At 63.7% G+C, this 24,136-nt stretch carries 25 protein-coding genes; 18 read left to right on the plus strand and 7 right to left on the minus strand.

Features of this window, described 5'->3' with window-relative positions:
* Positions 1-61: 61 nt before the first annotated feature.
* Complete coding sequence (locus CRO48_RS11455; RefSeq protein WP_097139268.1) at positions 62-658, minus strand: hypothetical protein; 597 nt, start codon at positions 656-658, stop codon at positions 62-64.
* A gap of 104 nt (positions 659-762) precedes the next feature.
* Positions 763-1,242 carry a LysR family transcriptional regulator gene (locus CRO48_RS11460; protein ID WP_342588263.1) on the minus strand — a complete coding sequence of 160 codons (480 nt, stop codon included), beginning with the start codon at positions 1,240-1,242 and terminating at the stop codon, positions 763-765.
* 101 nt (positions 1,243-1,343) lie between these two features.
* Here CRO48_RS11460 and CRO48_RS11465 point away from each other — a divergent pair, with 101 nt between their 5' ends.
* Positions 1,344-2,129: a hypothetical protein gene (locus tag CRO48_RS11465; protein ID WP_141402041.1), complete on the plus strand. Its 786-nt coding sequence runs from the start codon at positions 1,344-1,346 to the stop codon at positions 2,127-2,129.
* Between the two features lie 507 nt (positions 2,130-2,636).
* A complete protein-coding gene (locus tag CRO48_RS11470; protein WP_097139272.1) occupies positions 2,637-3,674 on the plus strand; it encodes a calcium-binding protein in 1,038 nt (345 codons plus the stop codon).
* Between the two features lie 94 nt (positions 3,675-3,768).
* On the opposite strand, the gene CRO48_RS11475 is transcribed toward CRO48_RS11470, so the two are convergent.
* Entirely contained in the window at positions 3,769-4,884 is a 1,116-nt protein-coding gene (locus CRO48_RS11475; RefSeq protein ID WP_097139273.1) for a Gfo/Idh/MocA family protein, read from the minus strand.
* A 133-nt stretch (positions 4,885-5,017) separates the two neighbouring features.
* Here CRO48_RS11475 and CRO48_RS11480 point away from each other — a divergent pair, with 133 nt between their 5' ends.
* From CRO48_RS11480 to CRO48_RS11505, 6 genes are all read left to right on the plus strand, one after another.
* A complete protein-coding gene (locus tag CRO48_RS11480; protein WP_097139275.1) occupies positions 5,018-5,890 on the plus strand; it encodes a MurR/RpiR family transcriptional regulator in 873 nt (290 codons plus the stop codon).
* Positions 5,891-6,021: 131 nt separating this feature from the next.
* Positions 6,022-7,965, plus strand: a complete 1,944-nt coding sequence (locus CRO48_RS11485) for a bifunctional 5-dehydro-2-deoxygluconokinase/5-dehydro-2-deoxyphosphogluconate aldolase (RefSeq protein WP_097139278.1) — start codon at positions 6,022-6,024, stop codon at positions 7,963-7,965.
* A gap of 143 nt (positions 7,966-8,108) precedes the next feature.
* Complete coding sequence (gene iolD / locus CRO48_RS11490; RefSeq protein WP_097139280.1) at positions 8,109-9,959, plus strand: 3D-(3,5/4)-trihydroxycyclohexane-1,2-dione acylhydrolase (decyclizing); 1,851 nt, start codon at positions 8,109-8,111, stop codon at positions 9,957-9,959.
* Between the two features lie 74 nt (positions 9,960-10,033).
* Positions 10,034-10,951, plus strand: a complete 918-nt coding sequence (iolE, locus tag CRO48_RS11495) for a myo-inosose-2 dehydratase (protein WP_097139282.1) — start codon at positions 10,034-10,036, stop codon at positions 10,949-10,951.
* Between the two features lie 49 nt (positions 10,952-11,000).
* Positions 11,001-11,795, plus strand: a complete 795-nt coding sequence (gene iolB / locus CRO48_RS11500) for a 5-deoxy-glucuronate isomerase (RefSeq protein WP_097139284.1) — start codon at positions 11,001-11,003, stop codon at positions 11,793-11,795.
* A 36-nt stretch (positions 11,796-11,831) separates the two neighbouring features.
* Entirely contained in the window at positions 11,832-12,365 is a 534-nt protein-coding gene (locus tag CRO48_RS11505) for a GNAT family N-acetyltransferase (protein ID WP_097139286.1), read from the plus strand.
* Positions 12,366-12,393: 28 nt separating this feature from the next.
* Here CRO48_RS11505 and CRO48_RS11510 read toward each other — a convergent pair whose 3' ends face one another.
* A complete protein-coding gene (locus CRO48_RS11510; RefSeq protein WP_245423492.1) occupies positions 12,394-13,425 on the minus strand; it encodes an extracellular catalytic domain type 1 short-chain-length polyhydroxyalkanoate depolymerase in 1,032 nt (343 codons plus the stop codon).
* A 246-nt stretch (positions 13,426-13,671) separates the two neighbouring features.
* Here CRO48_RS11510 and CRO48_RS11515 point away from each other — a divergent pair, with 246 nt between their 5' ends.
* The 4 genes from CRO48_RS11515 (at position 13,672) to CRO48_RS11530 (ending at position 17,231) form a co-directional block, all read left to right on the plus strand.
* Positions 13,672-14,892 carry an acyl-CoA dehydrogenase gene (locus tag CRO48_RS11515; RefSeq protein ID WP_097139288.1) on the plus strand — a complete coding sequence of 407 codons (1,221 nt, stop codon included), beginning with the start codon at positions 13,672-13,674 and terminating at the stop codon, positions 14,890-14,892.
* A gap of 126 nt (positions 14,893-15,018) precedes the next feature.
* Entirely contained in the window at positions 15,019-15,357 is a 339-nt protein-coding gene (locus CRO48_RS11520) for a hypothetical protein (protein ID WP_097139290.1), read from the plus strand.
* Between the two features lie 150 nt (positions 15,358-15,507).
* A complete protein-coding gene (locus CRO48_RS11525; RefSeq protein WP_245423493.1) occupies positions 15,508-15,936 on the plus strand; it encodes a PilZ domain-containing protein in 429 nt (142 codons plus the stop codon).
* Positions 15,937-16,118: 182 nt separating this feature from the next.
* A complete protein-coding gene (locus CRO48_RS11530) occupies positions 16,119-17,231 on the plus strand; it encodes a pyridoxal phosphate-dependent aminotransferase (RefSeq protein WP_097139436.1) in 1,113 nt (370 codons plus the stop codon).
* Positions 17,232-17,427: 196 nt separating this feature from the next.
* On the opposite strand, the gene CRO48_RS11535 is transcribed toward CRO48_RS11530, so the two are convergent.
* A complete protein-coding gene (locus CRO48_RS11535) occupies positions 17,428-17,697 on the minus strand; it encodes a sel1 repeat family protein (protein WP_097139292.1) in 270 nt (89 codons plus the stop codon).
* A gap of 541 nt (positions 17,698-18,238) precedes the next feature.
* On the opposite strand from CRO48_RS11535, the gene CRO48_RS11540 reads away from it, so the two are divergent.
* Positions 18,239-18,580, plus strand: a complete 342-nt coding sequence (locus CRO48_RS11540; protein WP_097139293.1) for a DUF2147 domain-containing protein — start codon at positions 18,239-18,241, stop codon at positions 18,578-18,580.
* 149 nt (positions 18,581-18,729) lie between these two features.
* On the opposite strand, the gene CRO48_RS11545 is transcribed toward CRO48_RS11540, so the two are convergent.
* A complete protein-coding gene (locus tag CRO48_RS11545; protein WP_097139295.1) occupies positions 18,730-19,431 on the minus strand; it encodes a glutathione S-transferase N-terminal domain-containing protein in 702 nt (233 codons plus the stop codon).
* Between the two features lie 183 nt (positions 19,432-19,614).
* Here CRO48_RS11545 and CRO48_RS32170 point away from each other — a divergent pair, with 183 nt between their 5' ends.
* The 4 genes from CRO48_RS32170 to CRO48_RS11565 all read left to right on the plus strand — a co-directional run bounded on the left by CRO48_RS32170 (position 19,615) and on the right by CRO48_RS11565 (position 22,053).
* Positions 19,615-19,782 carry a hypothetical protein gene (locus CRO48_RS32170; RefSeq protein ID WP_176526713.1) on the plus strand — a complete coding sequence of 56 codons (168 nt, stop codon included), beginning with the start codon at positions 19,615-19,617 and terminating at the stop codon, positions 19,780-19,782.
* Between the two features lie 22 nt (positions 19,783-19,804).
* A complete protein-coding gene (locus CRO48_RS32175; protein WP_097139298.1) occupies positions 19,805-19,981 on the plus strand; it encodes a hypothetical protein in 177 nt (58 codons plus the stop codon).
* A 153-nt stretch (positions 19,982-20,134) separates the two neighbouring features.
* The gene (locus CRO48_RS11560; protein WP_097139300.1) at positions 20,135-20,455 is read left to right on the plus strand and encodes a YnfA family protein; all 321 of its coding nucleotides are present in this window, start codon (positions 20,135-20,137) and stop codon (positions 20,453-20,455) included.
* A 95-nt stretch (positions 20,456-20,550) separates the two neighbouring features.
* Positions 20,551-22,053: an AMP nucleosidase gene (locus CRO48_RS11565; protein WP_097139301.1), complete on the plus strand. Its 1,503-nt coding sequence runs from the start codon at positions 20,551-20,553 to the stop codon at positions 22,051-22,053.
* A gap of 4 nt (positions 22,054-22,057) precedes the next feature.
* On the opposite strand, the gene CRO48_RS11570 is transcribed toward CRO48_RS11565, so the two are convergent.
* Positions 22,058-23,038 (minus strand): lysylphosphatidylglycerol synthase transmembrane domain-containing protein, encoded by a 981-nt coding sequence (locus CRO48_RS11570; RefSeq protein ID WP_097139303.1) that lies wholly within the window; start codon positions 23,036-23,038, stop codon positions 22,058-22,060.
* Between the two features lie 90 nt (positions 23,039-23,128).
* Between CRO48_RS11570 and CRO48_RS11575 the strand changes: the two genes are divergently transcribed.
* Positions 23,129-24,136: a glycosyltransferase family 2 protein gene (locus tag CRO48_RS11575; protein ID WP_097139304.1), complete on the plus strand. Its 1,008-nt coding sequence runs from the start codon at positions 23,129-23,131 to the stop codon at positions 24,134-24,136.

The raw sequence follows: 24,136 nt of genomic DNA on the forward strand, positions 1-24,136 counted from the left end.
CTGGCCGTCTGGCGGGCCAGTTCCACATAGAATCAGAAACGGGCCGTCCTGATCTGAGCAGTTAAAGACGCTGACCGTCGGCGAAGTCGCCGGCCATGTCGCCGTTGCCGCGCATGTCGCAAACGCCGTGAAGGCGGCCGGACTTCACTTCCACCAGGAACGTGTTGCGATCAGCCTGAACTTCCCCGTGCACCACCTTGACGGCATGGATATCGCGGGGATTGATGCCCCAGTATGCCGACGCCTCGCCGATGCAGCCGCGCTTGGCCAGCCCAGCGGACTTGGATTTGCCGCCAGAACCATCATGGCGGTAGGCCGACTGCCGCTGGCGTTCACGCTCGCTGATGCCGGCATTGTAGCCTGGTGCGTAGGCTTCGCTTGGTGCGCCCGTGTTGTAGGGGGTTCCGTAGAGCCCATCGCGATAGCCCTCCTCAAACCAGGCCTCGGCGCCTGCATCCGAATAGTGATTGCCGTTGTCGTGATGATCCGAACTATGGGCAAGGGCACCGAGGCCCAGAATGGCCGCGGCGCCGATAACGGCTGCAGCAGCTTCCTGCTGGTGTCGCCTGTGCTTGTCTTTGGACGATTCCGCACCTGCTGTGCTCGCAGCCAGCGCAACGATCGAGAAGAGTGCAACTCCACTAAAAATCGAACGCATTGATAACTCCCATCGCGATGTTCAAAATTGCTGGATATAGGGTGGAGCGGAACGCACCTGCTCAGTTGCAGGTGGGATATTTGGCACGGTCTGCCTCGGAAACGTCAACAGGGCATCCAGAGCTGGTCGTACCGTCGCCGGCAGCAGGCGAACTGGTTTCGCAGCCGGAAAGGGCAAGCAAGGCGCATGCGATCAACGGGAGATGCTTCATGCCAGGCTCCTACATGTGATCTGAAAATCACCGCCAGCCGTTCTCCGGCTTCCGTCAGCTCGACCCCTCTGCCGGATTTCCGAACAAGCCATTCGCCGACGTCCGCGCTCAACTTCCGCAACTGGTGGCTGATCGCACTGGCGGTAACGTTCAGTTCACCTGCCGCATGTGCAACCGACCTGCGTCGATAGACGGCTTCCAAGGCCTGGAGGCTGCGCAAATTGTAGTTCATGCGCGATAATCCCGCGGTTGAGCCAGCCTGCCTGGCATCTTGCCTGCAAGCCCTCCCGATACCCCGCTTCAGCGAGCTTGGGAGCGATGCCGATGGGCAGGCCTTCCCCGGCAAGCCCATACTGACTGTCATCGTCATCATGGCAAGGCCGAAGTTGAATGGAGCTCAACTTTGCAGGATTCGATTCATTGGACGAAGGCCTGGCAAGCAACTAGGCTGAAGCGACAAGACGCGAGGCGCTGATGCGCCGCCTGCGTTTGATCCTTTGGCGGAATGATCGGAGATGGCCGATGAGAACTGGCATTCTGACGTTTGCAGCAGTGGCATTGTTGCCCGTCCTGGCCGCGGTCGCGGCAGAGCAGGTTGTCCACTTCAAACCCGGCGCGACCTCCGCCACGCTTGATGGAACGATCAAGGGCTATGACGGGAAGGACTATCGTGTCGGGGCGAAAGCCGGACAGGCGATGTCGGTGCTGTTCGAGCCGAACAATCAAAGCTGCTACTTTAACGTCCTTCCGCCCGGATCGAACGACGTGTCGATTTTTACCGGATCGAATTCCGGAAATGAATTCGCTGCCAATCTCGAGGACACGGGCGACTACGTCATCCGTGTCTATCTGATGCGCAATGCAGCGCGCCGAAACGAGCAATGCAAATACAAGTTCACGGTCGAAATTTCCGCTCAGGCAACGGAGGCCCCCGACGGTTCGTCGAACGATGCGCTGGTGCCGGGAACTAACTTCAACGCGACCAGCGATATCCCTTGCTCACGCGTCGCAGGCCAGCCGTCCACGCGTTGCAGGGCGGGCGTGGTGCGGCGTGGCGATGGAAATTCGGACGTCACCGTGTTCTGGCCCGATGGCGGTAGCCGTACCCTGTTTTTCAAGGGCGGTGAATTCACGGGTGCCGATAGCAGTGAAGCCGATGGCGACGTCAAGACGTCGTCGTCCTTGGAGAACGGGCTCTACCTCATTCGCGTTGGCGAGCAGCGCTTCGAGGTTCCTGACGTTCTGGTGGTTGGGGACTAGATGAACCCGCGGGAACGAAACCGGAGACTTCAGCTCGCCGGTGTCCGCCTCGGGCCGACAGCGGGAGGCGCTGCCGGAGGGCCGCTGCAGAAATCTGCCTGCACCTGCCCCGCATTCCGGGCGCAAATCAGTGTATCGAGACCATCGCCAGCGGAGTAAGGCACACGTATCCTTTGCCGGATCAAACCCTCAATCCCCATCCCCGAACCCGTTGACGACCCGTTTCTGTCCGACCAGCAGGGCCGCGATGGTCTTCTCGTGATGGATGCAGATGAGACCGCGAGCGTGCGCGTCAAACCTGATTAACGAACATGGCCACGATGCGTCGCGATGGCGACGGTTCGCCGGTCGATGTCATCAAAGAACCATCTCCTCAGCCTTGTTTTGCCATGACTTCGAGCAACCTTAGGATGATGCGTCGATCGACTGCTGCTTCGTTCAAGCCGCATTCAGGAAGACGCGCATACGGTCTCAACATCGACGCCATAGCAGGAAGAGGACGAAATTATGGGTTGGATCAACTCCTACACTTTCGAAGGCACCAACGGCCGTGACACTGCCACGCAGAACGGCCGCATCGAGGTCGACATCTACACCTACGGTGGCAACGACACGATCTACCTGAACCTCACCAGCCCCGACGGCGGCTTCAACTATGTCAAGGCCGGCAGCGGCAACGACTATGTGAAGAACTGGTTCGAAGGCGGCAACAAGATCGACCTCGGCTCGGGCAACGACACCTATATCCACAACGGCTACGCCATCGACGACGACTATTACGACGTCGTCTACGGCGGCTCCGGCAACGACTGGTTCGAGGTGGAGACGCTGCAGAGCGACTACTATGGCGAAAACGACAACGATACGTTCCTCTCGGTCGGCTATGACAACTACTTCAACGGCGGCTCGGGCAACGATACGCTGAGCTATGCGCTGCAGGACGACAGCGACCTGCGTGGCCGCGGCGTGTATGTCGATCTCGACAAGAAGTTCGCCAAGGTGGGCTCGAACAAGGAGACGTTCACGAGCATCGAGAACGCCACGGGGACCGGCTTCAACGATACGCTGCGCGGCAACTCCGGTGCCAACGACCTGAAGGGCGGCAGCGGCAACGACATCCTGTCGGGCCGCAGCGGCAACGACTATCTTGTCGGAGGCTCCGGCAGCGACGAACTTCTGGGCGGCAACGGCAACGACGATCTCGTCGGCGGACGCGGCCACGATATCCTGAACGGCGGCTCGCGCTCGGACTATTTCATCTTCGATTCGATCAAGGATTCCGTCGTCGGCAGCAAGCGTGACGTCATCGAGGATTTCCATCGCTCCGAGAACGACAGGATCGATCTCAGCAACATCGACGCCAACGTCAACCGCAGCGGAAACCAGGCGTTCAAGTTCATCGGAACGGATTCGTTCGACGACAGGGCGGGCGAACTGCGCTACTCCGGCCACATCATCTCCGGCGACGTGGACGGCGATGGGAGCGCGGATTTCCAGATCTATGCCAACCTGACGAAATACTATGCGAGCGACTTCGTCCTCTGAGGCGAAATGAACGCTCGAATTGCTCGAGAGACGCGCGGCCTGGCGATGGCCGCGCCTTTTGCATTTCAGCCGGCTCCGAGCGGCGCCTCACACATCATGCGACGTCCACCCAGCGACGTTCGGCGAAGGACTGCGCCATCGCGTGGACCGAGCGCTCGATCCGCAGCCCCGCGGCAAAGTCGACGGCGCGGAAAGGCTCTCCGCTGATGGCGGCGACCAGTTCGCGGCATTCCACCACCTTGAGGTCGTTGAAACCGAGGCTGTGTCCTGGGGCAGGAACGAAGCGGTCGTAGGGCCTGTGCTGCGGGCCGGCGAGCACCGTGACGAACCCCTGCTCGCCCGTCGGGCCTGCGACGCGGTAGATCTGGAACTCGTTCATGCGCTCCTGATCGTAGACGAGCGCGCCTGCGGAGCCGAAAATCTGCAGCGCGATCCGCCCCTTGCGACCCCAGGCGGCGCGGTTGACCATCAGCACCGCGGGAATGCCGCCTTCCAGCCGCATCAGCACGCTGGCCTGGTCGTGGTTTTCGACCGTGCGCCGCCCGCCGTCGGCAAGCGGCCGATCGGCATAGGGCTTGCCGAGATCCGTCATGACGGATCGGGCGTGGCCGACAAGGCTCCATAGCAGCGACAGCGTATGCACGGCGAAATCGTCGAGCGCACCGTATCCGGACGCCTTTTCGCTTCGCGGCGAAAACGGCGCTTCCGGATCGGCCATGAAGTCTTCGTCCATCTCGATCCGCACCTGGGTGACGGTGCCGATCGCGCCCTCTTCCAGAAGCTTGCGCATATGGCGCATGACGGGGTTCTGGATGTAGTTGTAGCCGATGATCGCCACCCTGCCGGAACGCGTGGCGGCAGCCAGCATTCGCTCGGCATCGGCAAGCGAGGTCGCCATCGGCTTTTCGCACCACACGTGCTTTCCCGCGTCCAGTGCTGCAATCGCCATCTCGGCGTGAAACTGGTTCGGCGTCGTGATCGAGATGACGTCCACCTCGGGGTCGGAAAGAAGCGCGCGCCAGTCGGCCGTCGCCCTGGCAAAGCCGAATTCCCGGGCCCGGGCGGCGGCGAACTCGGAATTGCGATCGGCCAGATGAACCAGCCGCGGCCGGTCCACGTCGCCGAAAATCGTCGCAACATTGTTCCAGGCAAGCGCGTGACACTTGCCCATATATCCCGTACCGATCAAACCGACACCGATGGCTGCCATCGTCTCTCCTCCGTCGTGGCGTGCGGGGGATGATGGACCGGAACAATTCGGAATGAAAGTGACATTTTGCGATATTTATGGAATAAACATTTCATTGTCATCGCAACAGGCTTTACCGGGGAACTGACCGAGGATGGACGAACAGGATAGTGCTGCAATCCGCGTGCCGCGGGATTTCGACAGTCTGCGCAGCGTCATCATCGAGCGGAAGGAAACCATGCCGAAACGCCTGGCGCAGGTGGCGGCCTATGCGCTGGGACACCCCGACGAAATCGCCTTCGGGACCGCCGCCAGCATCGCTTCCGCCGCAGAAGTACAGCCCTCGACACTGGTCCGCCTCGCCCATCACCTCGGTTTCGAGGGGTTTTCCGACCTGCAGACGGTGTTCCGCGAACGGCTGCGTGAACGTACGCTTTCCTACGAGGACCGGCTGGCGACCCTCGAACAGGGCACGGACGGCGACGGCGAGAACGAGCTTCTCGGCGGTTTCATCGCCGCAGCCAGCCAGTCGGTGGCACGCCTGGCGACGACCATCGACAGGGACGTGTTTTCCCGGGCCGTAACGCTTCTGGCCAGTGCCGAGACGATCTTTCTCGTCGCGAAGCGCCGGTCCTATCCGCTGACGGCGCACATGGCCTATGCCTTCGGCAAACTCGGCATCCGTCACCAGATGATCGCCTCGCCGAACGGGATCGACGCAGAACTGGCCGGATTTGCCACCCCGCGCGATGCCGCCATCGCCGTCAGCTTTTCGCCCTATGCCGCCGAAAGCCTCGGCCAGGCGCAGGCCCTGAGCGAGCGGGGCGTACCGATTGTGGCGATCACCGATTCGGCGTTCTCGCCGCTGGCGGGCTGCGCCACCCACTGGTTCGAGGTGGCCGAGGCGGACTATGGCGGTTTCCGTTCCCTTTCCGCCTCGATGGCACTGGCCATGGCGCTGCCTGTCGCCATCGCCGAGAAGCGCCGCCAACAGGAGCGCGGCGGCATCCGATCCGGGCAGAAGTGATTTGGGGGCCTGTGGGTTTGGCGACGCAAACGACGTGGAACAAATATTCCGAATTGACTAGCATTCGGAATTGATGTTTCATTTTCGACATATGCGAATGGCCGTGACCGGCCGTGCGCAGGGAGGACCCGATGTCGAACGACGACCCAAACACCTTGCCTGAACCGACCCTCGACGTGATCGCGATCGGGCGCTCGTCGGTCGATCTCTACGGCCAGCAGCTCGGCAGCCGGCTGGAGGACATCACCTCGTTTGCCAAGTCTGTCGGCGGCTGCCCGGCCAATATCGCGATCGGGACTGCCCGGCTCGGGCTGAAATCGGGCCTGATCACGCGCGTGGGCGACGAGCAGATGGGACGCTTCATCCGCGAGCAGTGCGCCCGCGAGGGCGTCTCGACGCAGGGTATCGTCACCGACCGCGAGCGCCTGACGGCGCTGGTTCTGCTGGCGATCGAGGCAGAGGGCGTCTCGCCGATGATCTTCGTGCGCACCGACTGCGCCGACATGGCGCTCTGCGAAGACGATATCGACGAGGGCTTCATCCGATCTGCCCGCGCCGTCCTCGTCTCGGGCACGCATTTCTCGCGTCCGAACACCGAAGCCGCACAGCGCAAGGCGATGCGGATCGCGCGGGAAGCCGGCCGCAAGGTCATATTCGACATCGACTATCGCCCGAACCTCTGGGGGCTCGCCGGCCACGCCGAGGGCTTCGAGCGCTATGTGAAATCCGAACGGGTCTCGCAGCTCCTGAAATCGGCGCTGCCGGAATGCGACCTGATCATCGGCACGGAAGAGGAAATCATGATCGCGTCGGGCGCGGACGACGTGCTCTCCTCGCTGAAGGCGATCCGTGCGGTCTCCGACGCGACGATCGTGCTCAAGCGTGGCGCCATGGGCTGTATCGTCTATGATGGCGCGATCAGCGACGACCTTGAGGACGGCATCGTCGGCAAGGGCTTTCCGATCGAAGTCTACAACGTGCTCGGCGCCGGCGACGCCTTCATGTCCGGCTTCCTGCGTGGCTGGCTGGGCGGGGAAGATCTCGCCACGTCTGCGACATGGGCAAACGCCTGCGGCGCGTTCGCCGTCTCCCGCCTGCTCTGCTCGCCTGAATATCCGACCTGGGCGGAACTTTCCTATTTCCTCGAGCGCGGCAGCACGCACCGGGCACTGCGCAAGGACGAGGCGATCAACCATGTGCACTGGGCGACGACACGGCGCGGCGAGATCCCGCTGCTGATGGCGCTCGCCTGCGACCACCGCATGCAGCTTGTCGAACTGGCTGACCAGCTTGGCGTGCCGCACGAGAAGATCGCAGCCTTCAAGCGGCTGACGGTGGAGGCGGCCGCGCGCGTGGCCGGCGGCCGGCCGGGATATGGCATGCTGATCGACGAGCGCTTTGGCCGCGACGCGTTTTTCGACGCGGCGACCAAGAACTTCTCCTGGATCGGCCGGCCGGTGGAACTGCCGGGCTCGCGGCCGCTGCGTTTCGAATTCAGCCAGGACATCGGTTCCCAGCTCGTCGAGTGGCCGGCCGGCCACTGCATCAAGTGCCTTTGCTTCTACCATCCGGACGATCCCGCACCCCTGAAGACCGAGCAGCAGGAGAAACTGCGAACCCTGTTCGAGGCGGCGCGGCGGGTGGGACGCGAACTGTTGATCGAGATCATCGCCGGCAAGAGCGGACCGTTGGAGGATGAGACGGTTTCCGCCGCCCTGCTGGAGCTCTACGAGCTCGGCATCAAGCCGGACTGGTGGAAGCTGGAGCCGCAGGCTTCTGCGCAGGCGTGGCGGAACATCGAGGCGGTGATCGCCGCAAACGACCCCTATTGCCGCGGCATCGTGCTGCTCGGGCTGGAAGCGCCGAAGGCGGAACTGCTGAAGGCCTTCGAGGCGACGAAAGCGGCACCTTCGGTGAAGGGGTTCGCGGTGGGGCGGACGATCTTTGCCGACGCGGCGCGGCAGTGGCTCGCGGGCCGCATCGACGACGAGGCGGCGATTGCCGACATGGCGGGCCGGTTCGGCGAACTGACGGATGCTTGGCTGGGGACGCGCGGGATGAGCGAAGAGACGTGACGACGCGGCCGCTCTCCCCCCTCTCCCGACGGGCGGACGATGGTCCCAAGGGCCGGACGAGGGGGACGCGGCGCTCTTGCCCGCCGCAGGCGGGCGGGGGAAAATGAGACTGGGATGAGAAGAGACACTGGGTGGAGGACCCGATGGCAAGCACGATCCGGCTGACGATGGCGCAGGCCGTCGCGCATTTCCTTAAAAGCCAGATGACGATCGTCGACGGAAGGAAGGTGCCGATCTTCGGCGGTGTCTTTGCGATCTTCGGCCACGGCAATGTCGCCGGCATGGGTGAAGCGCTCTACCAGGTGCGCGAGGAACTGCCGACATTCCGCGCCCACAACGAACAGGGCATGGCGCATGCGGCCGTCGCCTTCGCCAAGGCGAGCTTTCGCCAGCGCTTCATGGCCTGCACCACCTCAATCGGACCCGGCGCGCTGAACATGGTGACGGCAGCGGGCGTGGCGCACGTCAACCGGCTCCCCGTCCTCTTCCTGCCCGGCGACGTCTTTGCCAACCGGATTCCCGATCCTGTGCTGCAGCAGATCGAGGATTTCGGCGACGGCACCGTCACTGTCAACGACGCCTTCCGCTGCGTCTCGCGCTATTTCGACCGGATCACCCGGCCCGAGCAGATCATCCCGGCGCTGAAGCGCGCCATGCAGGTCTTGACCGACCCCGTCGATTGCGGGCCGGTGACGCTGTCACTGTGCCAGGACGTGCAGGCCGAGGCCTATGATTATCCCGAAAGCCTTTTTGCCGAGCGGGTCTGGACGGAGCGCCGGCCACGGCCGGACACGGGCGAGTTCGCCGCCGCGATCGAGGCGATCCGCCATGCCGAGCGGCCGCTGATCATCGCCGGCGGCGGCGTTCTCTATTCGCGCGCAACCGTCGAGCTGAAAGCGTTCGCAGGGCTGCACGGCGTCCCCGTCGCCGTCACCCAGGCCGGCAAGTCAGCTGTTCCCGACGACCATCCGCTGTGCATGGGCTCGATCGGCGTGACCGGCACCTCGGCCGCCAACGCCTTCGCCGAGGAAGCCGACCTGATCCTGGCGGTCGGCACACGGCTGCAGGATTTCACGACCGGTTCCTGGGCACTGTTCAAGAACGACAAGGCCCGGATCATCGGGTTGAACACCACGGCCTTCGACGCCGCCAAGCATGACGCGCTGCCGCTCGTCTGCGACGCGCGCGAGGGCCTGACCCTGCTGTCGGAAGCGCTCGGCGGCTGGAAGGTGTCTGCGGCCGTGGAAGCCGCGGCGACGCGGCGCAAGGCCGAGTGGAATGCGGCGGCGAACAAGGCAACAGCCGCGACCAATGCAGCCCTGCCCTCCGATGCCCAGGTGATCGGCGCCGTCCAGCGGACGATCGGCGGCGAAAACTCCATCCTCGTCTGCGCAGCCGGCGGGCTGCCGGGCGAATTGCACAAGCTCTGGCATGCCGGCGCGCCGGGCAGCTACCACATGGAATACGGCTTTTCCTGCATGGGCTACGAGATCGCCGGCGGGCTCGGCGTGAAGATGGCGCGGCCGGACGCCGACGTCGTCGTCATGGTCGGCGACGGCTCCTACATGATGGCCAATTCGGAGCTTTCGACCGCGATCATGCTCGGGCAGAAGCTAACCGTCGTCGTGCTGGACAATCGCGGCTACGGTTGCATCAACCGGTTGCAGATGGCGACCGGCGGGGCGAACTTCAACAACCTGCTCAAGGACGCCCGGCTCGAGGCGATGCCCGACATCGACTTCCGCGCGCATGCCGAGAGCATGGGTGCCGTAGCGGTCAAGGTCGCCTCGATCGCCGACCTCGAGACGGCGCTGGAGCAGAGCAAGGGTAACGACCGGACCTCTGTCATCGTCATCGACACCGACCCGCTGGTTACCACCGAGGCCGGCGGCCACTGGTGGGACGTGGCCGTGCCTGAGGTGAGCCCGCGCGAAGCAGTCAACAAGGCACGCAAAGCCTACATCGAGGCGCTGGCAGCGCAACGCATCGGCTAGGCACCTACGCCCATATGAGATCACGTTTTCGGACAGGCCGTTGCCCGGCAAGTCCGATCCCATGGAGAATATCGATGAAAGCCAAACTCGGCATGTCGCCCATCGCCTGGTGGAACGACGACCTTCCGGAACTCAGCGACGACGTGTCGCTTGAGGAATGCCTTCGGCAGTCGCGCGGCGCGGGCTTCACCGGCATGGAAAAAGGCCGACGCTTCCCGGAGGATCCGGCAGTGATGCTGCCGATCCTGCGCGCTGCCGACGTCACACTCTGCGGTGGCTGGTTCTCGGGCACGCTGATCGACGAGGAACTCGCCGCCAACAAGGACCGCATCGCCCCGATGATCGCATTGTTCAAGGCGGTCAATGCGCCCTGCATCGTCTACGGCGAAGTGGGCCGTTCCATCCAGGGCGACCGCTCCAAGCCGCTGGCGACCAAGCCGCGCATCTCGGACGACGAGATGAAGGCCTATGCACGCCGCGTGACGGAATTCGGCGAATGGTGCGCAGACCAGGGCATGCCGCTGTCCTATCACCACCACATGGCCGCCGTCGTCGAAACCGAGCCGGAGCTCGATGCCTTCATGCGCGCATCGGGCGAAGGCATTCCGCTACTACTCGATGCCGGCCATCTGGCGTTTGCGGGCGGCGACGTGTTGCGCGCCATCGACAACCACCACACCCGCATCAACCACGTCCACGTCAAGGACATTCGCAAGGCCGTTGTGGACGGTCTGGATCGCAGCCGGCAGTCCTTTCTCGATGCGGTGGCACTCGGGGCGTTTACCGTGCCCGGCGACGGTTCGCTCGATTTCGGCGCTATCGTAAGGAGGCTGGCGGACCACGGCTACGAGGGGTGGTTCGTCGTCGAGGCCGAGCAGGACCCGCGCACGGCCCCGCCGCAGAAAATGGCCGAGATCGGCCATGCAGAACTGATACGTGTCATGACCGCCGCGGGCTATACCGTGGAGACGGAAGGCTTTCCAAAAGGATAGTGCGCGGCCGCCCGCCTGAACTCGAATGCCGGATGAAAGGAAAAGGCCCATGCCGAAACTGCTTGTCAAGCCGAACGGAAGCCATGGCCGGGTGACGCATGTAACGCCCGAGACTGCCGGCTGGACCTATGTGGGCTTCGACCTGCACCGGATGAAGCCCGGCGAGATCGTTGCGGCGGAGACCGGCAGCCGTGAGGTGTGCCTGGTGTTCGTCACCGGCAAGGGAACGGCGACGGCGGGCGGAGAGAGCTTCGGGGTACTCGGCGAGCGGATGAGCGTGTTCGAGGGGCAACCGCACGCGCTCTATGTGCCGGCCGATTCGAACTGGTCGGTGACGGCGGAGACGGAGCTTGAGCTCGCCGTCTGCTCGGCGCCGGGCGGAGGCGGCTATGCGGCACGCGCGATCCCGCCCGGCACGCATCCGCAGATCTCCCGCGGCAAGGGAAGCAACGTCCGCCACGTCACCAACATCATGCCGGAGGACGATGGTGCGGCGCATTCGCTGCTGGTGGTCGAGGTGATCACGCCGGAGGGGCATACGTCCTCCTACCCGCCGCACAAGCACGACCGCGACGACCTGCCGAACGAAAGCCTGCTGGAGGAGACCTATTACCACCGGCTCAACCCGCCGCAGGGCTTCGCCTTCCAGCGCGTCTATACCGACGACCGCTCGCTCGACGAGGCCATGGCGGTGGAGGACGGCGACGTGACGCTGGTGCCGAAGGGCTACCACCCCTGCGCCACCTGCCACGGCTATGACCTCTATTATCTCAACGTTATGGCCGGGCCGAAGCGGGTGTGGAAGTTCCACAACGCGGCAGAGCACGAGTGGCTGCTCAAGTAGGGGTTGCGGCCACGATTCCATGGATGGATGTTCGCGATGGCTGTTTTGCAGACGGTTCGGCTGACGCTTAGTCCTTGTCGTCCCAGCGACCGCATCGACTTCCTCGACCTCGAGCGTGATCCCGAAGTCATGCGCTTTCTCAATGGAGGACGCCCCGTCGATCATGACCGGGACGAAGGGGACGGCACGTTCCTCATGCCTCGGGGAACAGAGCCCTACGTCTGGACGGCGCGCCGTCTGACCACCGGCGCGTTCGTCGGCTGGTTCTGTCTGTGGCCGGAGAGCGAGACGATGGCCGAGCTCGGATATCGCCTGCGCCGGGCGGACTGGGGTCACGGACTGGCCTCGGAAGGCGCCTCTGCCCTCATTGACTGGGGTTTCAGGAGCAATGGCTATAAGAGAATCGTGGCGAGCACGATGGCGGTGAACAACGCCTCACGCCGCGTGATGGAAAAGATCGGCATGAACCATGTTCGTACGGTACAAGCCGATTGGCCTACCCCCATTGCGGGCAGCGAGCACGGTGAAGTCTGGTATGAGTTGGTCCGTTCGCAATGGAACCACAGTTGATTGGCCGGTGGTGCGCCGGCTCCCGCCTTCACCGCCGCCGCAGCAATCCCCACTCCCGCGCGATCTCCAGCGTCGAGGAAAACCCGGCCTCCAGCATGAACGGCTCCGGGCGGGTGGCGTAGCCGCCGCCCTTGCCGCGGGCGACGGGGGTGCCGTGGCCGAGGCCGGCGATGCGGTGATAGGTGACACGGCTGCGCCCGGTGGCATCGCGCCAGCGGCGGATGCGGCGGCCCTTGGCGCGGCTTTCGGAAAAGCTGCCCGGTTCGAGGCCGTGGACGTCGAGCCACTGGTCGACGAGCGCCTCGGCATTCGAGATCGAGACCGTGCGATCGGCCGTGCCGTGCCAGATCGACACCGGCGGCAGCCGGCCCTGCGCAGGCGCTGCCGCGCGCACAAGCTCTCCCCATTCGCGGGCGTCGCGCCCCGGGACCCGCTCCATCGCCGCCAGCGCCCGGCGCGCATCGCGCGCGGCACCGAAGGGAAGGCCGGCGAAGATCGCGCCGCCTGCAAAGAGTTCGGGGTAGTTTGCCAGCATGGCCGCCGTCATGGCGCCACCGGCGGAAAGACCGGTGATGTAGATGCGGGCCGGATCGCAGCCGGCGCGGGTGGACAGATGGTCGATCATCTGGCGGATGGAGGCCAGTTCGCCGCGATCGCGCGTCACCTCGCTCGGCCGAAACCAGTTGAAGCAGCGGCGCGGATTGTTTGCGTCCTTCTGCTCGGGATAGAGCACGCAAAAACCCTGCTCGTGCGCCAGCGACGCCCAGCCTGCGGCGCGATCGTAGCTTTCCGCCGTCTGGCGACAGCCGTGCAGCACGACGACGAGCGGGGCTTCGGCCGGCAAGGCTTCCGGTACGTATTCGAACATGCGCAAGTTGCCGGGATTTGAGCCGAATCCCCTTGCCTCGGAGAGGCCGGGGCCGTCTCCCCGTCGCCTGCGGACCCCCGCGGCCCGGTGGTCGGCTTCAAGGTCGGTAAAGAACGGACGGAACAACTCGCCGAAGCGCTCGGGATTGAAGAACAGACGATCCATCATCGATCGTTTGAAACGGTCACGCACGGGGCTGCTCCTTGGCAATTGACAAATCTTTCCTGCCACCGGCGGCGGACATAATCATGACGAACGTGGAAAAAGCGCGCAGGACGGGCCGTCTTGAGGTTTCATTCGGTGTGCGCATGAAGCCATGCGCAAAGAGGTAAAGCGTTCGCGCGGGGCCTTTGTTCCCGCCCTTCCTGCGGGCGGCAGAGTGATGTAGCAGTTCTGCAGATAATTTCGCGAGAAGCGACGGCAAGAGGAAGCCCCAAGATGAGTGCAGAAAAAGCAACACCGGAGCACGCGCGCGCCAAGATGGCCGCCTTCGACTGGGAGGATCCGTTCCTGCTCGAGGACCAGTTGACCGACGAGGAGCGGATGATCCGCGACGCCGCGCGCGCCTACTGTCAGGACAAGCTCGCCTCTCGCGTAACCGAGGCCAACCGCCACGAGATCTTCCACCGCGAGATCATGACCGAGATGGGCGCGCTTGGCCTGCTCGGTCCGACCATTCCGGAGGAATATGGCGGCGTCGGCGCCAACTACGTCTCCTACGGCCTCGTCGCCCGCGAAGTGGAGCGGATCGATTCGGGCTATCGATCGGCGATGTCGGTGCAGTCCTCGCTCGTCATGCACCCGATCTTCGCCTACGGCACCGAGACGCAGCGCAAGCGCTACCTGCCCAAGCTCGCTTCCGGCGACTGGGTCGGCTGCTTCGGCCTGACCGAACCGGACCATGGTTCGGACCCGTCCTCGATGATCACGCGGGCGAAGAATGTGGACGGCGGCTACATGGTCTCCGGCGCAAAGAACTGGATCACCAATTCGCCGATCGCCGACATCGCGATCGTCTGGGCCAAGTCCGAGGCGCATGACGGCAAGATCAAGGGCTTTATCCTCGAGCGCGGCATGAAGGGCTTCGAGACGCCGAAGATCGAGGGCAAGTTCTCGCTGCGCGCCTCGATCACCGGCATGATCATGATGCAGGACGTGTTCGTGCCGGAAGAGAACCTCTTGCCGGAAGTCGCCGGGCTCGCCGGCCCGTTCGGCTGCCTTAACCGTGCCCGCTACGGCATCGCCTGGGGTGCCATGGGGGCTGCGGAGTTCTGCTGGCACGCCGCGCGCCAGTACACGATGGATCGCAAGCAGTTCGGCAAGCCGCTGGCGCAAATGCAGCTCGTCCAGAAGAAGCTCGCCGACATGCAGACCGAAATCGCGCTGGGCCTGCAGGGCGCGCTGCGGCTCGGAAGGCTCTTCGACGAGCACCGGGCGTCGGCCGAACTGATCTCGCTGATGAAGCGCAATAATTGCGGCAAGGCGCTCGACATCGCCCGCGTCTCACGCGACATGCATGGCGGCAACGGCGTCTCCGACGAATACGGCGTGATCCGCCACGTCATGAACCTCGAGGCCGTCAATACCTACGAAGGGACACACGACGTGCACGCGCTGATTCTCGGCCGGGCGCAGACGGGACTGCAGGCCTTCCAGTAAACCGGGCCCGCCCCATCGCCCTGCCGAACAGACCTCAGGCGGTGCCCCGCGATAAGCAGGGTGCCGTCTTTGCATTTCGTCAACTGCAGCAGCTTAAGCTCGTGTTCAAAATGCGGGGAGGATCGCATGCCGTTGGAGAGCTTTCACGAACAGGTGAGGCTGCAGCACCCGAAGCGCAGCTTCGTCCAGCACCGAATCGACCGGCCGGGAACCGTCGTCCCCATCGGACACCACCTGAGCGCATCGACGGAACACGCCTGCCTGATCCGCACCATTTCTTCAGCCGGCGCCTTGATCAGCCTGGACGGAGCGCTGGAGCTTTCGGAAAACTTCTATCTTCGCATCGGCGGGATGCGCGACGAGATCGGCTGCACGGAGGTCAAGCGCGAGGGCGGCGAACGGGTGGTGCGGTTCAACATGTTCCTCGACCCGGACTATCTGACGCTCGTCCTTTCGCGCGGATAGTTCCGCTGCGGCCCGAAGTACCAGGCGATTCACGCAGCGATTGCAATACGTAAAATCTTACATATCGCCTTCAGCGAATTCGAACTTATAAATGCAATCCTGTGCCGCAGTGACAAATGGCGGCGTGATGCCTGCATCGGGGAGTGCATCTTGGTAGAGCTGGCAGACAAGCGGCAGAGCGGCGGCCTTTACGAGCGCAAATGGGAACGGTTCCGGGTCAATCGCCAGGGCATGGTCCTTTCGGTCGGACTCGATCTGGCGGTCCCCAAGGTCAGGACCTGCCAGTTGATCGACATCTCGCTCGGCGGCGCCAGCTTTTCGGTGAACACCACGATCGGCCTTGGCGAGCACTACTATCTCACCGTGGTCGGCGTTCTCGCCAAGATGGGGTGCGCCGAAGTCTACCGGAACGATCACCGCATCGGCGTGCAGTTCATCAAGGAAATCGACGAGGACCTGCTGCACCAGATCGTCCGCGCCGACTACTTCACCGGCGGTGTCGCGGCGAAGCCGAAGGAACAGAAGCCCAACTACATGCGTGGAGTGGAACGGCCGCGCTTCGAGTTCCAGCGGACCTGACGATCCCTTCGTTGGGCTCGGTGCTGCCGTCCGCACGAGCGCGCTGAACGCCCGCGTCCTTCCGACCGGAAAAGCGATTTGGAATCGCCGCGCCATGCAGTAGGGTGCCGACCGCCTTGCCGCCGCGCTATGCCTTGGCCGGCGCAGGGCTTCATGGTCGATCTCTCGAGGTTCCAGCAGACATGTCCGGATTTTCCCGCTTCACCCCGCTCGTCAACGGGCTTCCCTCCACCGTCCCCTTCGTCGGTCCTGAAGCGATCGAACGCCAGCGCGGCCTTGCCGTTAGGGCCCGGATCGGCGCGAACGAGAGCGGGTTCGGCCCTGCCCCGTCCGTGCTTGCCGCAATCGGGCGCCAGGCCGGCGAGACCTGGATGTACAACGATCCGGAAAATTTCGAGCTGCGCGAGGCGCTGGCGCTGCATCACGGCGTGTCGCGCGACAATATCGCCGTCGGCTGTGGCATCGACGGGCTTCTGGGCGAGATCGTGCGCATGGTGATCGAGCCGGGTGCGGCGGTCGTAACCTCTCTCGGCGGATATCCGACCTTCAACTATCATGTGAACGGTTATGGCGGACGGCTTGTAACCGTGCCTTACGTGAACGACCGGGAGGATCTGGACGGGCTTCTGGAGGCCGCGCGGCGCGAGGATGCACCGCTGGTCTACCTCGCCAATCCCGACAATCCGATGGGCAGCTGGTGGGACGCGGACAGCGTGACGGCTTTCGCCCGAGCATTGCCGGACCGCAGCCTGCTGATCCTCGACGAAGCCTACTGTGAAACGGCGCCCGCCGGATCGACCCCGTCGATCGATGCGCTGATCGGCCTGCCAAACGTTCTGCGCATGCGCACGTTTTCCAAGGCCTACGGGCTTGCGGGCGCGCGCGTGGGATATGCCATCGCCACCCTGGGCAACGCGCAGGCCTTCGACAAGATCCGAAACCATTTCGGCATGGCGCGCATATCGACCGTCGCCGCGCTCGCGGCGCTGGGAGACCGGGCGTATCTCGAGGACGTCGTCGGGCGGATAGCGGCCGCACGCGACAGGATTGCCGGCATTGCCCGGAAAAATGGCCTCACGCCCCTGCCCTCAGCCACCAATTTCGTGGCGATCGATGCCGGCGGCGACGGCACGCATGCGCGCGCCATTGTCGACGGGCTGATGGAGCACGGCGTGTTCATCCGCATGCCGGGTGTCGCGCCGCTGAACCGCTGCATCCGCGTCAGCGTCGGGCCATCGGCGGAACTGGACCTGTTCGAGGAAGCCCTGCCAAAGGTGCTTCGGGCGGCAAGATAGGCGGTCGTCAATAGACAGCAGGGTTGCGGACAGCATGGTTCCGCAGTCTTCTTGTTGTTGGTCAACCCCACTGCCTATTGGCTACCGCCCACATGACGCCGCGCGTCGTCGGCGCGAACAGGTGCCGCAAGGCTTGCTCTCCTGCAGGTTTCGCCCGCGGCCGTCATGGCCCGCCGAACCTGCAGCAATCCAGTCATCAATGCGTGGTCATCCAGTCCCGGGCGGCGCGCAGCGCCTGTGCGAGATCGGTCTTGCTCATCGTGGCGGCCAGATCGGCACGCAACTCGGCGGCGCGATCACAACCCTTGATGGCTGCGATGTTCAGCCACTTGTGCGCTGCGACCAGATCGACGCTACATCCGCGACCGGTCGCATACATCAGGCCCATGTCGCAGAAGGTTTCGGCGCGGGCCTCGCCGCCCATCATGGCGGCCATTTCGGAATTCTGGATATCGAAGCGTGCCATCGTTTTTGTCCCTGTTCTGTTCGTTCTTTTCTTATCGCCCTGTTTTCATTGCCTTTCGCAGCCTTGCCGTCTTCTGCGGCCGTGGTCTGCGAAGGTTTTTCCGGCCGGTTTCTCCGTGCTCGTCTTATGGCTCCACTATGCCACCGGGCCTTCAAAGGTCGCTTAAAATGCATGCTTAATTTGACGCAAACAAAGTTCAAACGCTTGGTAAACTTGGCTTTTCGTTAAGCATCGCACCGTCTGGAATGCAGCGGATTCGCTTCAAAATTTACAGAATATTCAACCTGCAATTTCAACCAATTGCTAACCACGCAAACGGGTCGATCCTTTTCGACCACCGGATCGCCACCGCCTGGCCGTTGCCAGGCCACCATGAATTCGGCGGTAAACGCCTCTCCCACATGTTTACGTTTACGTTTGCGTAAGATAATCTCGCGGCGCACCGCCGGAGGCTGCGGAGCGAAGGGATGGGCCGGCTGGACAGCCGCATGGTGACCGGAAGCCGACGGCCCGCATGCCGACACTGCGACGGGAGGGACAGATGACGAAGAGAATGATCCTTGCATTGACGCTTGGCCTCGGCCTGGCCGGCGGCGCGCTGGCGGCCGAGCCGATCGAGGGAAAGTGGAAGACGGCGAGCGGCGAGACGGCCGTGATCGGGCCCTGCGGCTCCGGCTTCTGCATCACGCTGAAGACAGGCAAGTTCGCCGGCAAGAAGATCGGAGAACTGGCTGGCTCCGGCGGCGAGTATACCGGCTCGATCACCGACCCGGTCGACGACAAGACTTATGACGGCGCGGGATCGGTGAGCGGCAACGCGCTGAAGATGAAGGGCTGCGTGCTGAAGGTCTTCTGCAAGTCGCAGAGCTGGACGCGCCTCTGACAGGTACGGCGGCGCGCGATCGAAGCGGGCAGGACGCAAGCGGTGCGGGCGCGGCTATTGAACGATGGGGCTCTGTGTCCGCGCGCAGTCATCGGCGGTGAACGGGCGAAAACCGGCATGGTCCCGTTTTCGCCTGTTCTGTTTGATGTTCAGCGGGCGCGCTGATTGAACAGGATCTTCTGCGCTTCCTTGTCTTCGGCAAGGCTCGCCTGCCGGGCGCGCTCCTCCTTTCCGACCTCGACGCCCCGCTGGACGGCGGGGCGGGCGAGCATCGCATCGAACCAGCGCTTCAGGTTGGGGAAGTCCTCGAGCCTTTGTCCCTGGTTCTCATAGGAACGGACCCAGCCGATGCAGGCCATGTCGGCGATCGAATAATCGCCTGCCAGATACTCATGTTCGGCCAGCCGCCTGTTCATCACGCCGTAAAGCCGGTTGACCTCGTTGGTATAGCGGTTGATGCCGTATTCGATCTTCTCCGGCGCGTACTGGCGGAAGTGGTGCGCCTGCCCGGCCATCGGCCCCAGGCCGCCCATCTGCCAGAACAGCCATTCCTCGACCTGAACGCGGGCGCGCTCGTCTGTGGGATAGAAACGGCCATATTTCCGGCCCAGATATTGCAGGATCGCGCCGGACTCGAAGACTGAAATCGGCGCGCCGCCTGGGCCGTCCGGATCGATGATCGCGGGCATGCGGTTGTTGGGCGCGATCTTCAGAAAGTCGGGAGCGAACTGCTCGCCCTTGCCGATATTGATGTACTTCACCTCGTAGGGAACGCCGAGTTCCTCCAGCATGATGGTGATCTTGTGGCCATTCGGGGTCGGCCAGAAATAGAGTTCGATCGGTTGGGTCATCCGCTTCTCCTTCGGTGTCCGGCAGAAGTAGACAACGACGCAACCGTGTTCAAGGCGGAGCGGGCGAATCCGTCAAACCGGCCTTTCACTTTCCTGAACGCCAGATGAACCGCACCCTCAGAACACATTCAGTTGCAACGTGCGAGAAACGCATCACGATTTGACACATTCAGGGGAATGAACATGGAAATCCTGGCACGCCGGCTTACGATCATCACGCTGCTCATGACCGTATTTGCGATCTCGGTCGCCGCCGCCGTAGAAACCGACGCCCGCCGGCACGAGAAGATGCAGCGCTACGGCACCGCCAGCGCCTGCAGCCTTCCCGTCTCCTGCCACACCGCCCTCTGATTTCCTGACCGGGTCCTCTCCCATGCCGATCGCACTTCTTTCCGGCTTCGCCATCAGCCTGCGCATTCTCGTTCTGGCGGCCATGATGGTGGCACCGCTTGCAGCCATCAGCTTCGCCGGCAATGGTAGCCTCGGCATTGGCAAGCAGGGAGCCGGCCTGGTGCTCTTCGTCACGCTGCAGCGGCAGTCGATGATCTGACCGGCGCTGCCACCCCCTGTGCACGCCGTCACGCACGGGCACGTCCGGTCTAACCGCCCCCCCCCATTGCCGAAAAAGCAACGCCCACGAGAAAGAGATTTTCGAGTTTGCTCCGAATGCGCTAGTGCTCGGCTTCAAAGATCGGAGCCCTGCATGCAGTCCATTCTCATCTATGCCGCCGCAGCACTCGCCGAGATCGCCGGATGCTTCTCCTTCTGGGCGTGGCTGCGGATGGACAAGTCCATCCTCTGGCTCATTCCCGGCATCGTCGCCCTGGCCGCCTTCGCCTGGCTGCTGACGCTAATCGATTCCGAGGCGGCCGGTCGCGCCTATGCCGCCTATGGCGGGATCTACATCGCTGCCTCGTTGCTGTGGTTGTGGCTTGCCGAAGGGGTCGCGCCCGACCGCTGGGACCTGACGGGGGCAGGCATTGCGATGGCCGGCGCCATCGTTATCCTCGCCGGTCCGCGCTAACTTTCAAAAAAACAGCAGCAGAAAAACGCAATCGGTTCGCGCGGGCGTTACATTCTTGTCGTTTGCATGCAAAATCGGCTCACCTATAATGATTCATGAGCAAACGAATCTTGTCGCCCACGCCCCTTCCCTTCGCCACGCCTGAACCTTTCACGCCACGGGCCTTTGAGGATCCGGTGCAGGCGGTCGATTGCCTCGAAGCGCTCTACGAGCGCAATACCCGCTTTCTCACCGATGCCTTCGCCGGGCTTGCCAAGGTCAACACGCCGGATTGCCGCTATCGCGCGTGCTATCCGCAGGTCAGCGTCGAGACCACCAGCTTCGGCCATGTGGATTCGCGCCTGTCGCACGGCTACGTCGCCTCGCCGGGCATCTACTCCACCACCATCACGCGCCCGAAGCTTTTCCGGCACTATCTCAAGGAACAGCTCGGCCACCTGATGCGCAATCACGGCATCACCGTTACCGTCTCGGAATCGGCGACGCCGATCCCGTTGCATTTCGCCTTCGGCGAAGGTGCCTATGTGGAGGCCGAGATCGCGGAGAACATCACCGTTCCCCTGCGCGACCTGTTCGATGCGCCGGACCTGACGAACACTGACGACGAGATCGCCAACGGCTCCTACGAGCCCGGCCCCGGCGAGCCCTCGCCGCTTGCGGCCTTCACCGCCCAGCGTATCGACTATTCGCTGGCCCGGCTCAGCCACTATACGGCGACCAACGCCAACCACTTCCAGAACTTCGTGCTGTTCACCAACTACCAGTTCTACGTCGACGAGTTCTGCGCATGGGCGCGGCTGCAGATGGCCGAGGGCGGCAACGGCTACACCGCCTTCGTCGAGCCCGGCAACGTCGTCACCCAGGCCGGCAACGACAAGCCCGATACCGACCTGACGCTCGCGCGGCTACCGCAGATGCCGGCCTACCACATCAAGCGCAAGGGCCATGGCGGCATCACGCTGGTCAATATCGGCGTCGGCCCGTCGAACGCGAAGACCATCACCGACCACATCGCCGTGCTGCGGCCGCATGCCTGGCTGATGCTGGGCCACTGCGCCGGCCTGCGCAACAGCCAGACGCTGGGCGACTATGTTCTTGCCCACGCCTATGTGCGCGAGGACCACGTGCTCGACGACGACCTGCCGGTGTGGGTGCCGATTCCCGCGCTCGCCGAAGTACAGGTGGCGCTGGAAAGCGCTGTCGCCGAAGTGACCGGGCTGGAGGGCTATGACCTGAAGCGGATCATGCGCACCGGCACCGTCGCCACCATCGACAACCGCAACTGGGAACTGCGCGACCAGCGCGGGCCGGTCAAGCGGCTGTCGCAGTCGCGCGCGATCGCGCTCGACATGGAATCGGCAACCATCGCCGCCAACGGCTTCCGCTTCCGCGTGCCCTACGGCACGCTGCTCTGCGTTTCCGACAAGCCTCTGCACGGTGAACTGAAGCTCCCCGGCATGGCCACCGCCTTCTACCGCACCCAGGTCAACCAGCATCTGAGGATCGGCATCAGGGCGCTGGAAAAGCTCGCCGGCATGCCGACGGAGAAACTGCATTCGCGCAAGCTCAGAAGCTTCTTCGAGACGGCCTTCCAATAGGCCGTCAACGCGGCTCGTTCGAAAACCACGAGAGCATCACCGACAGCGCCGTTCCCACGCAGGCGCTAGCGACGATCATCAGGTGCGCGTTGATCGCAGCCTCGGCCATGGCCGAGACCGCCGCACGCGCCTTGTCCGCGCCGAAGGCGAGCGCGCCGGCCGTGATCCCGGCCGGATAGGTGCCGACGCCGCCGGGTGCATGGACTGGCAGGACGGAGGACAATTCGCCGCCGAGTGCGCCACCGAAGGTGGCGGCAAGCGGCGCCACGCCGAGCAGGCCGAGGACCCAGGCGAGCACCAGCACCTTCACGCCCCAGTTCACCACGGTGAAGAACCAGGCGCGGGCGAAGCGGCCGCCATCGGCCGGGATGCCGGCCTCTACCTCTTCCATAAGGCGTTCGAGCTTGCCGGACAGGCTCCCCTTGAGCCGTCGAAAGATCGGCCCCTTGGCGGCGAAGAATGCGAGCGGTGACACAAGAAAAAGCGCCCAGAGCAGCCAGGCGAGCGGCCGGCCGGAAGCCCCGATCACGAGGCCGATGCCGGCTGCCGCGCACAGCGCGTGCAGATCGAGCAGTCGCATGACCAGAAGGGCTGCGGTCGCACGGGGAATCGGCACGGAAAACTGCGAGCGCATCAGCAGCGGAAAGCTGGTCTCCCCTGCGCGGAACGGCAGCATGATATTGAGAAGGTTGTGAACCTGCGTCAGGCGAAACAGTTTCAGGAAATGCCCCGCGGTCTGCTTCGGAAAGTAGTCGTAGATGCGCTGGGTGCGGACGAAATAGGTGGCGGTCAGCAGCACCAGCGCACCCATCGTCGTCCATAGGCCGACCTTCTGCCACTGCGCCAGAAGCCGCCCCCAGCCCCACTGCCATTCGACGAAGGCGGCATAGGCGACAAGGCAGGCGACCGTCAGGAGCGTCATGCCATGACGGCGGGCAATACGGGAAAGCCAGGGACGTCGGCTGGAATTCGGCGCGGAAGTCATATAAGTGCTGGGTTTCCCTTATCAGGCTGCGAGCGCGTGGTATCACGATACGCAGAAGGAAAGAACTCCGCCGGAGTGGAGAAAGAAGCATTGCAGGAAAATTCGCAAACCATCGCCGCCGTCGAGCTGCAGCCGAACGGCATCGAGATTTCGCTGGTCGTTCCCGTCTTCAACGAGGAAGAGAGCGTCGTCCCGCTGATCGAGCGCATCTGCGAGGCCATGGTCGGTTTCGACAAGCCGTGGGAACTGATCCTCGTCGATGACGGCAGCACGGATGCGACGCTGCTCAAGGCGCGCGGCGCGCTTGACCGGCCAGGGCTGAACCTTTCGATCATCGAACTGCAGCGTAATTTCGGACAGACCGCGGCCATGCAGGCCGGCATCGACGCGGCCCGCGGCCGCCTGATCGCCACGCTCGACGGCGACCTGCAGAACGACCCGCGCGACATCCGCGCCATGGCGCAGGCCCTCGACGACCGCGAGCTCGATCTGCTGGTCGGCTGGCGCAAGAACCGCAAGGACGGCCTGTTCCTGCGCAAGATCCCCTCCTGGTGCGCCAATGCGCTGATCGGGCGGATCACCGGCGTGCGCCTGCATGACTATGGCTGCAGCCTGAAGATTTATCGCGCCTCGATCATCAAGCAGGTCAAGCTGATGGGTGAAATGCACCGTTTCATCCCCGCCTGGGTCGCGGGCGTCGTGCCGAGCTCCAGAATCGGCGAGATGGTCGTCGCCCACCATCCCCGCACGCTCGGCACCTCAAAGTATGGCATCTCGCGCACGTTCCGCGTCATACTCGACCTGCTGTCGGTACTGTTCTTCATGCGCTACAAGGCGCGGCCGGGCCACTTCTTCGGGTCGATCGGCCTGGCAGCGGGCGCGCTCAGCGCTCTTATCCTCGCCTATCTGTTCATCGACAAGTTCGCCTTCGGCAACGACATCGGCACGCGTCCGCTGCTGCTGGTCGGCGTCCTGCTGTTCCTCTCGTCGGTCCAGCTGATCACCACCGGCATCCTGTCGGAGATGATCGCGCGGACCTATTTCCGCGACGACGACACGCCGAACTACATCATCCGGCAGACGTTCCGGCACGACTGA

The sequence above is a fragment of the Rhizobium subbaraonis genome, assembly GCF_900220975.1.
Taxonomy (GTDB): domain Bacteria; phylum Pseudomonadota; class Alphaproteobacteria; order Rhizobiales; family Rhizobiaceae; genus Mycoplana; species Mycoplana subbaraonis.

Coding starts and splice junctions, on each gene's coding strand:
- CRO48_RS11465 (WP_141402041.1), top strand. CDS start 1,344: ATGCGCCGCCTGCGTTTGATCCTTTGGCGGAATGATCGGAGATGGCCG.
- CRO48_RS32170 (WP_176526713.1), top strand. CDS start 19,615: ATGGAAATCCTGGCACGCCGGCTTACGATCATCACGCTGCTCATGACC.
- CRO48_RS11475 (WP_097139273.1), bottom strand. CDS start 4,884: ATGGCAGCCATCGGTGTCGGTTTGATCGGTACGGGATATATGGGCAAG.
- iolB (WP_097139284.1), top strand. CDS start 11,001: ATGCCGAAACTGCTTGTCAAGCCGAACGGAAGCCATGGCCGGGTGACG.
- CRO48_RS11560 (WP_097139300.1), top strand. CDS start 20,135: ATGCAGTCCATTCTCATCTATGCCGCCGCAGCACTCGCCGAGATCGCC.
- CRO48_RS11565 (WP_097139301.1), top strand. CDS start 20,551: ATGAGCAAACGAATCTTGTCGCCCACGCCCCTTCCCTTCGCCACGCCT.
- CRO48_RS32175 (WP_097139298.1), top strand. CDS start 19,805: ATGCCGATCGCACTTCTTTCCGGCTTCGCCATCAGCCTGCGCATTCTC.
- iolD (WP_097139280.1), top strand. CDS start 8,109: ATGGCAAGCACGATCCGGCTGACGATGGCGCAGGCCGTCGCGCATTTC.
- CRO48_RS11545 (WP_097139295.1), bottom strand. CDS start 19,431: ATGACCCAACCGATCGAACTCTATTTCTGGCCGACCCCGAATGGCCAC.
- CRO48_RS11540 (WP_097139293.1), top strand. CDS start 18,239: ATGACGAAGAGAATGATCCTTGCATTGACGCTTGGCCTCGGCCTGGCC.
- iolE (WP_097139282.1), top strand. CDS start 10,034: ATGAAAGCCAAACTCGGCATGTCGCCCATCGCCTGGTGGAACGACGAC.
- CRO48_RS11460 (WP_342588263.1), bottom strand. CDS start 1,242: ATGATGACGATGACAGTCAGTATGGGCTTGCCGGGGAAGGCCTGCCCA.
- CRO48_RS11520 (WP_097139290.1), top strand. CDS start 15,019: ATGCCGTTGGAGAGCTTTCACGAACAGGTGAGGCTGCAGCACCCGAAG.
- CRO48_RS11515 (WP_097139288.1), top strand. CDS start 13,672: ATGAGTGCAGAAAAAGCAACACCGGAGCACGCGCGCGCCAAGATGGCC.
- CRO48_RS11535 (WP_097139292.1), bottom strand. CDS start 17,697: ATGGCACGCTTCGATATCCAGAATTCCGAAATGGCCGCCATGATGGGC.
- CRO48_RS11485 (WP_097139278.1), top strand. CDS start 6,022: ATGTCGAACGACGACCCAAACACCTTGCCTGAACCGACCCTCGACGTG.
- CRO48_RS11480 (WP_097139275.1), top strand. CDS start 5,018: ATGGACGAACAGGATAGTGCTGCAATCCGCGTGCCGCGGGATTTCGAC.
- CRO48_RS11470 (WP_097139272.1), top strand. CDS start 2,637: ATGGGTTGGATCAACTCCTACACTTTCGAAGGCACCAACGGCCGTGAC.
- CRO48_RS11455 (WP_097139268.1), bottom strand. CDS start 658: ATGCGTTCGATTTTTAGTGGAGTTGCACTCTTCTCGATCGTTGCGCTG.
- CRO48_RS11570 (WP_097139303.1), bottom strand. CDS start 23,038: ATGACTTCCGCGCCGAATTCCAGCCGACGTCCCTGGCTTTCCCGTATT.
- CRO48_RS11530 (WP_097139436.1), top strand. CDS start 16,119: ATGTCCGGATTTTCCCGCTTCACCCCGCTCGTCAACGGGCTTCCCTCC.
- CRO48_RS11505 (WP_097139286.1), top strand. CDS start 11,832: ATGGCTGTTTTGCAGACGGTTCGGCTGACGCTTAGTCCTTGTCGTCCC.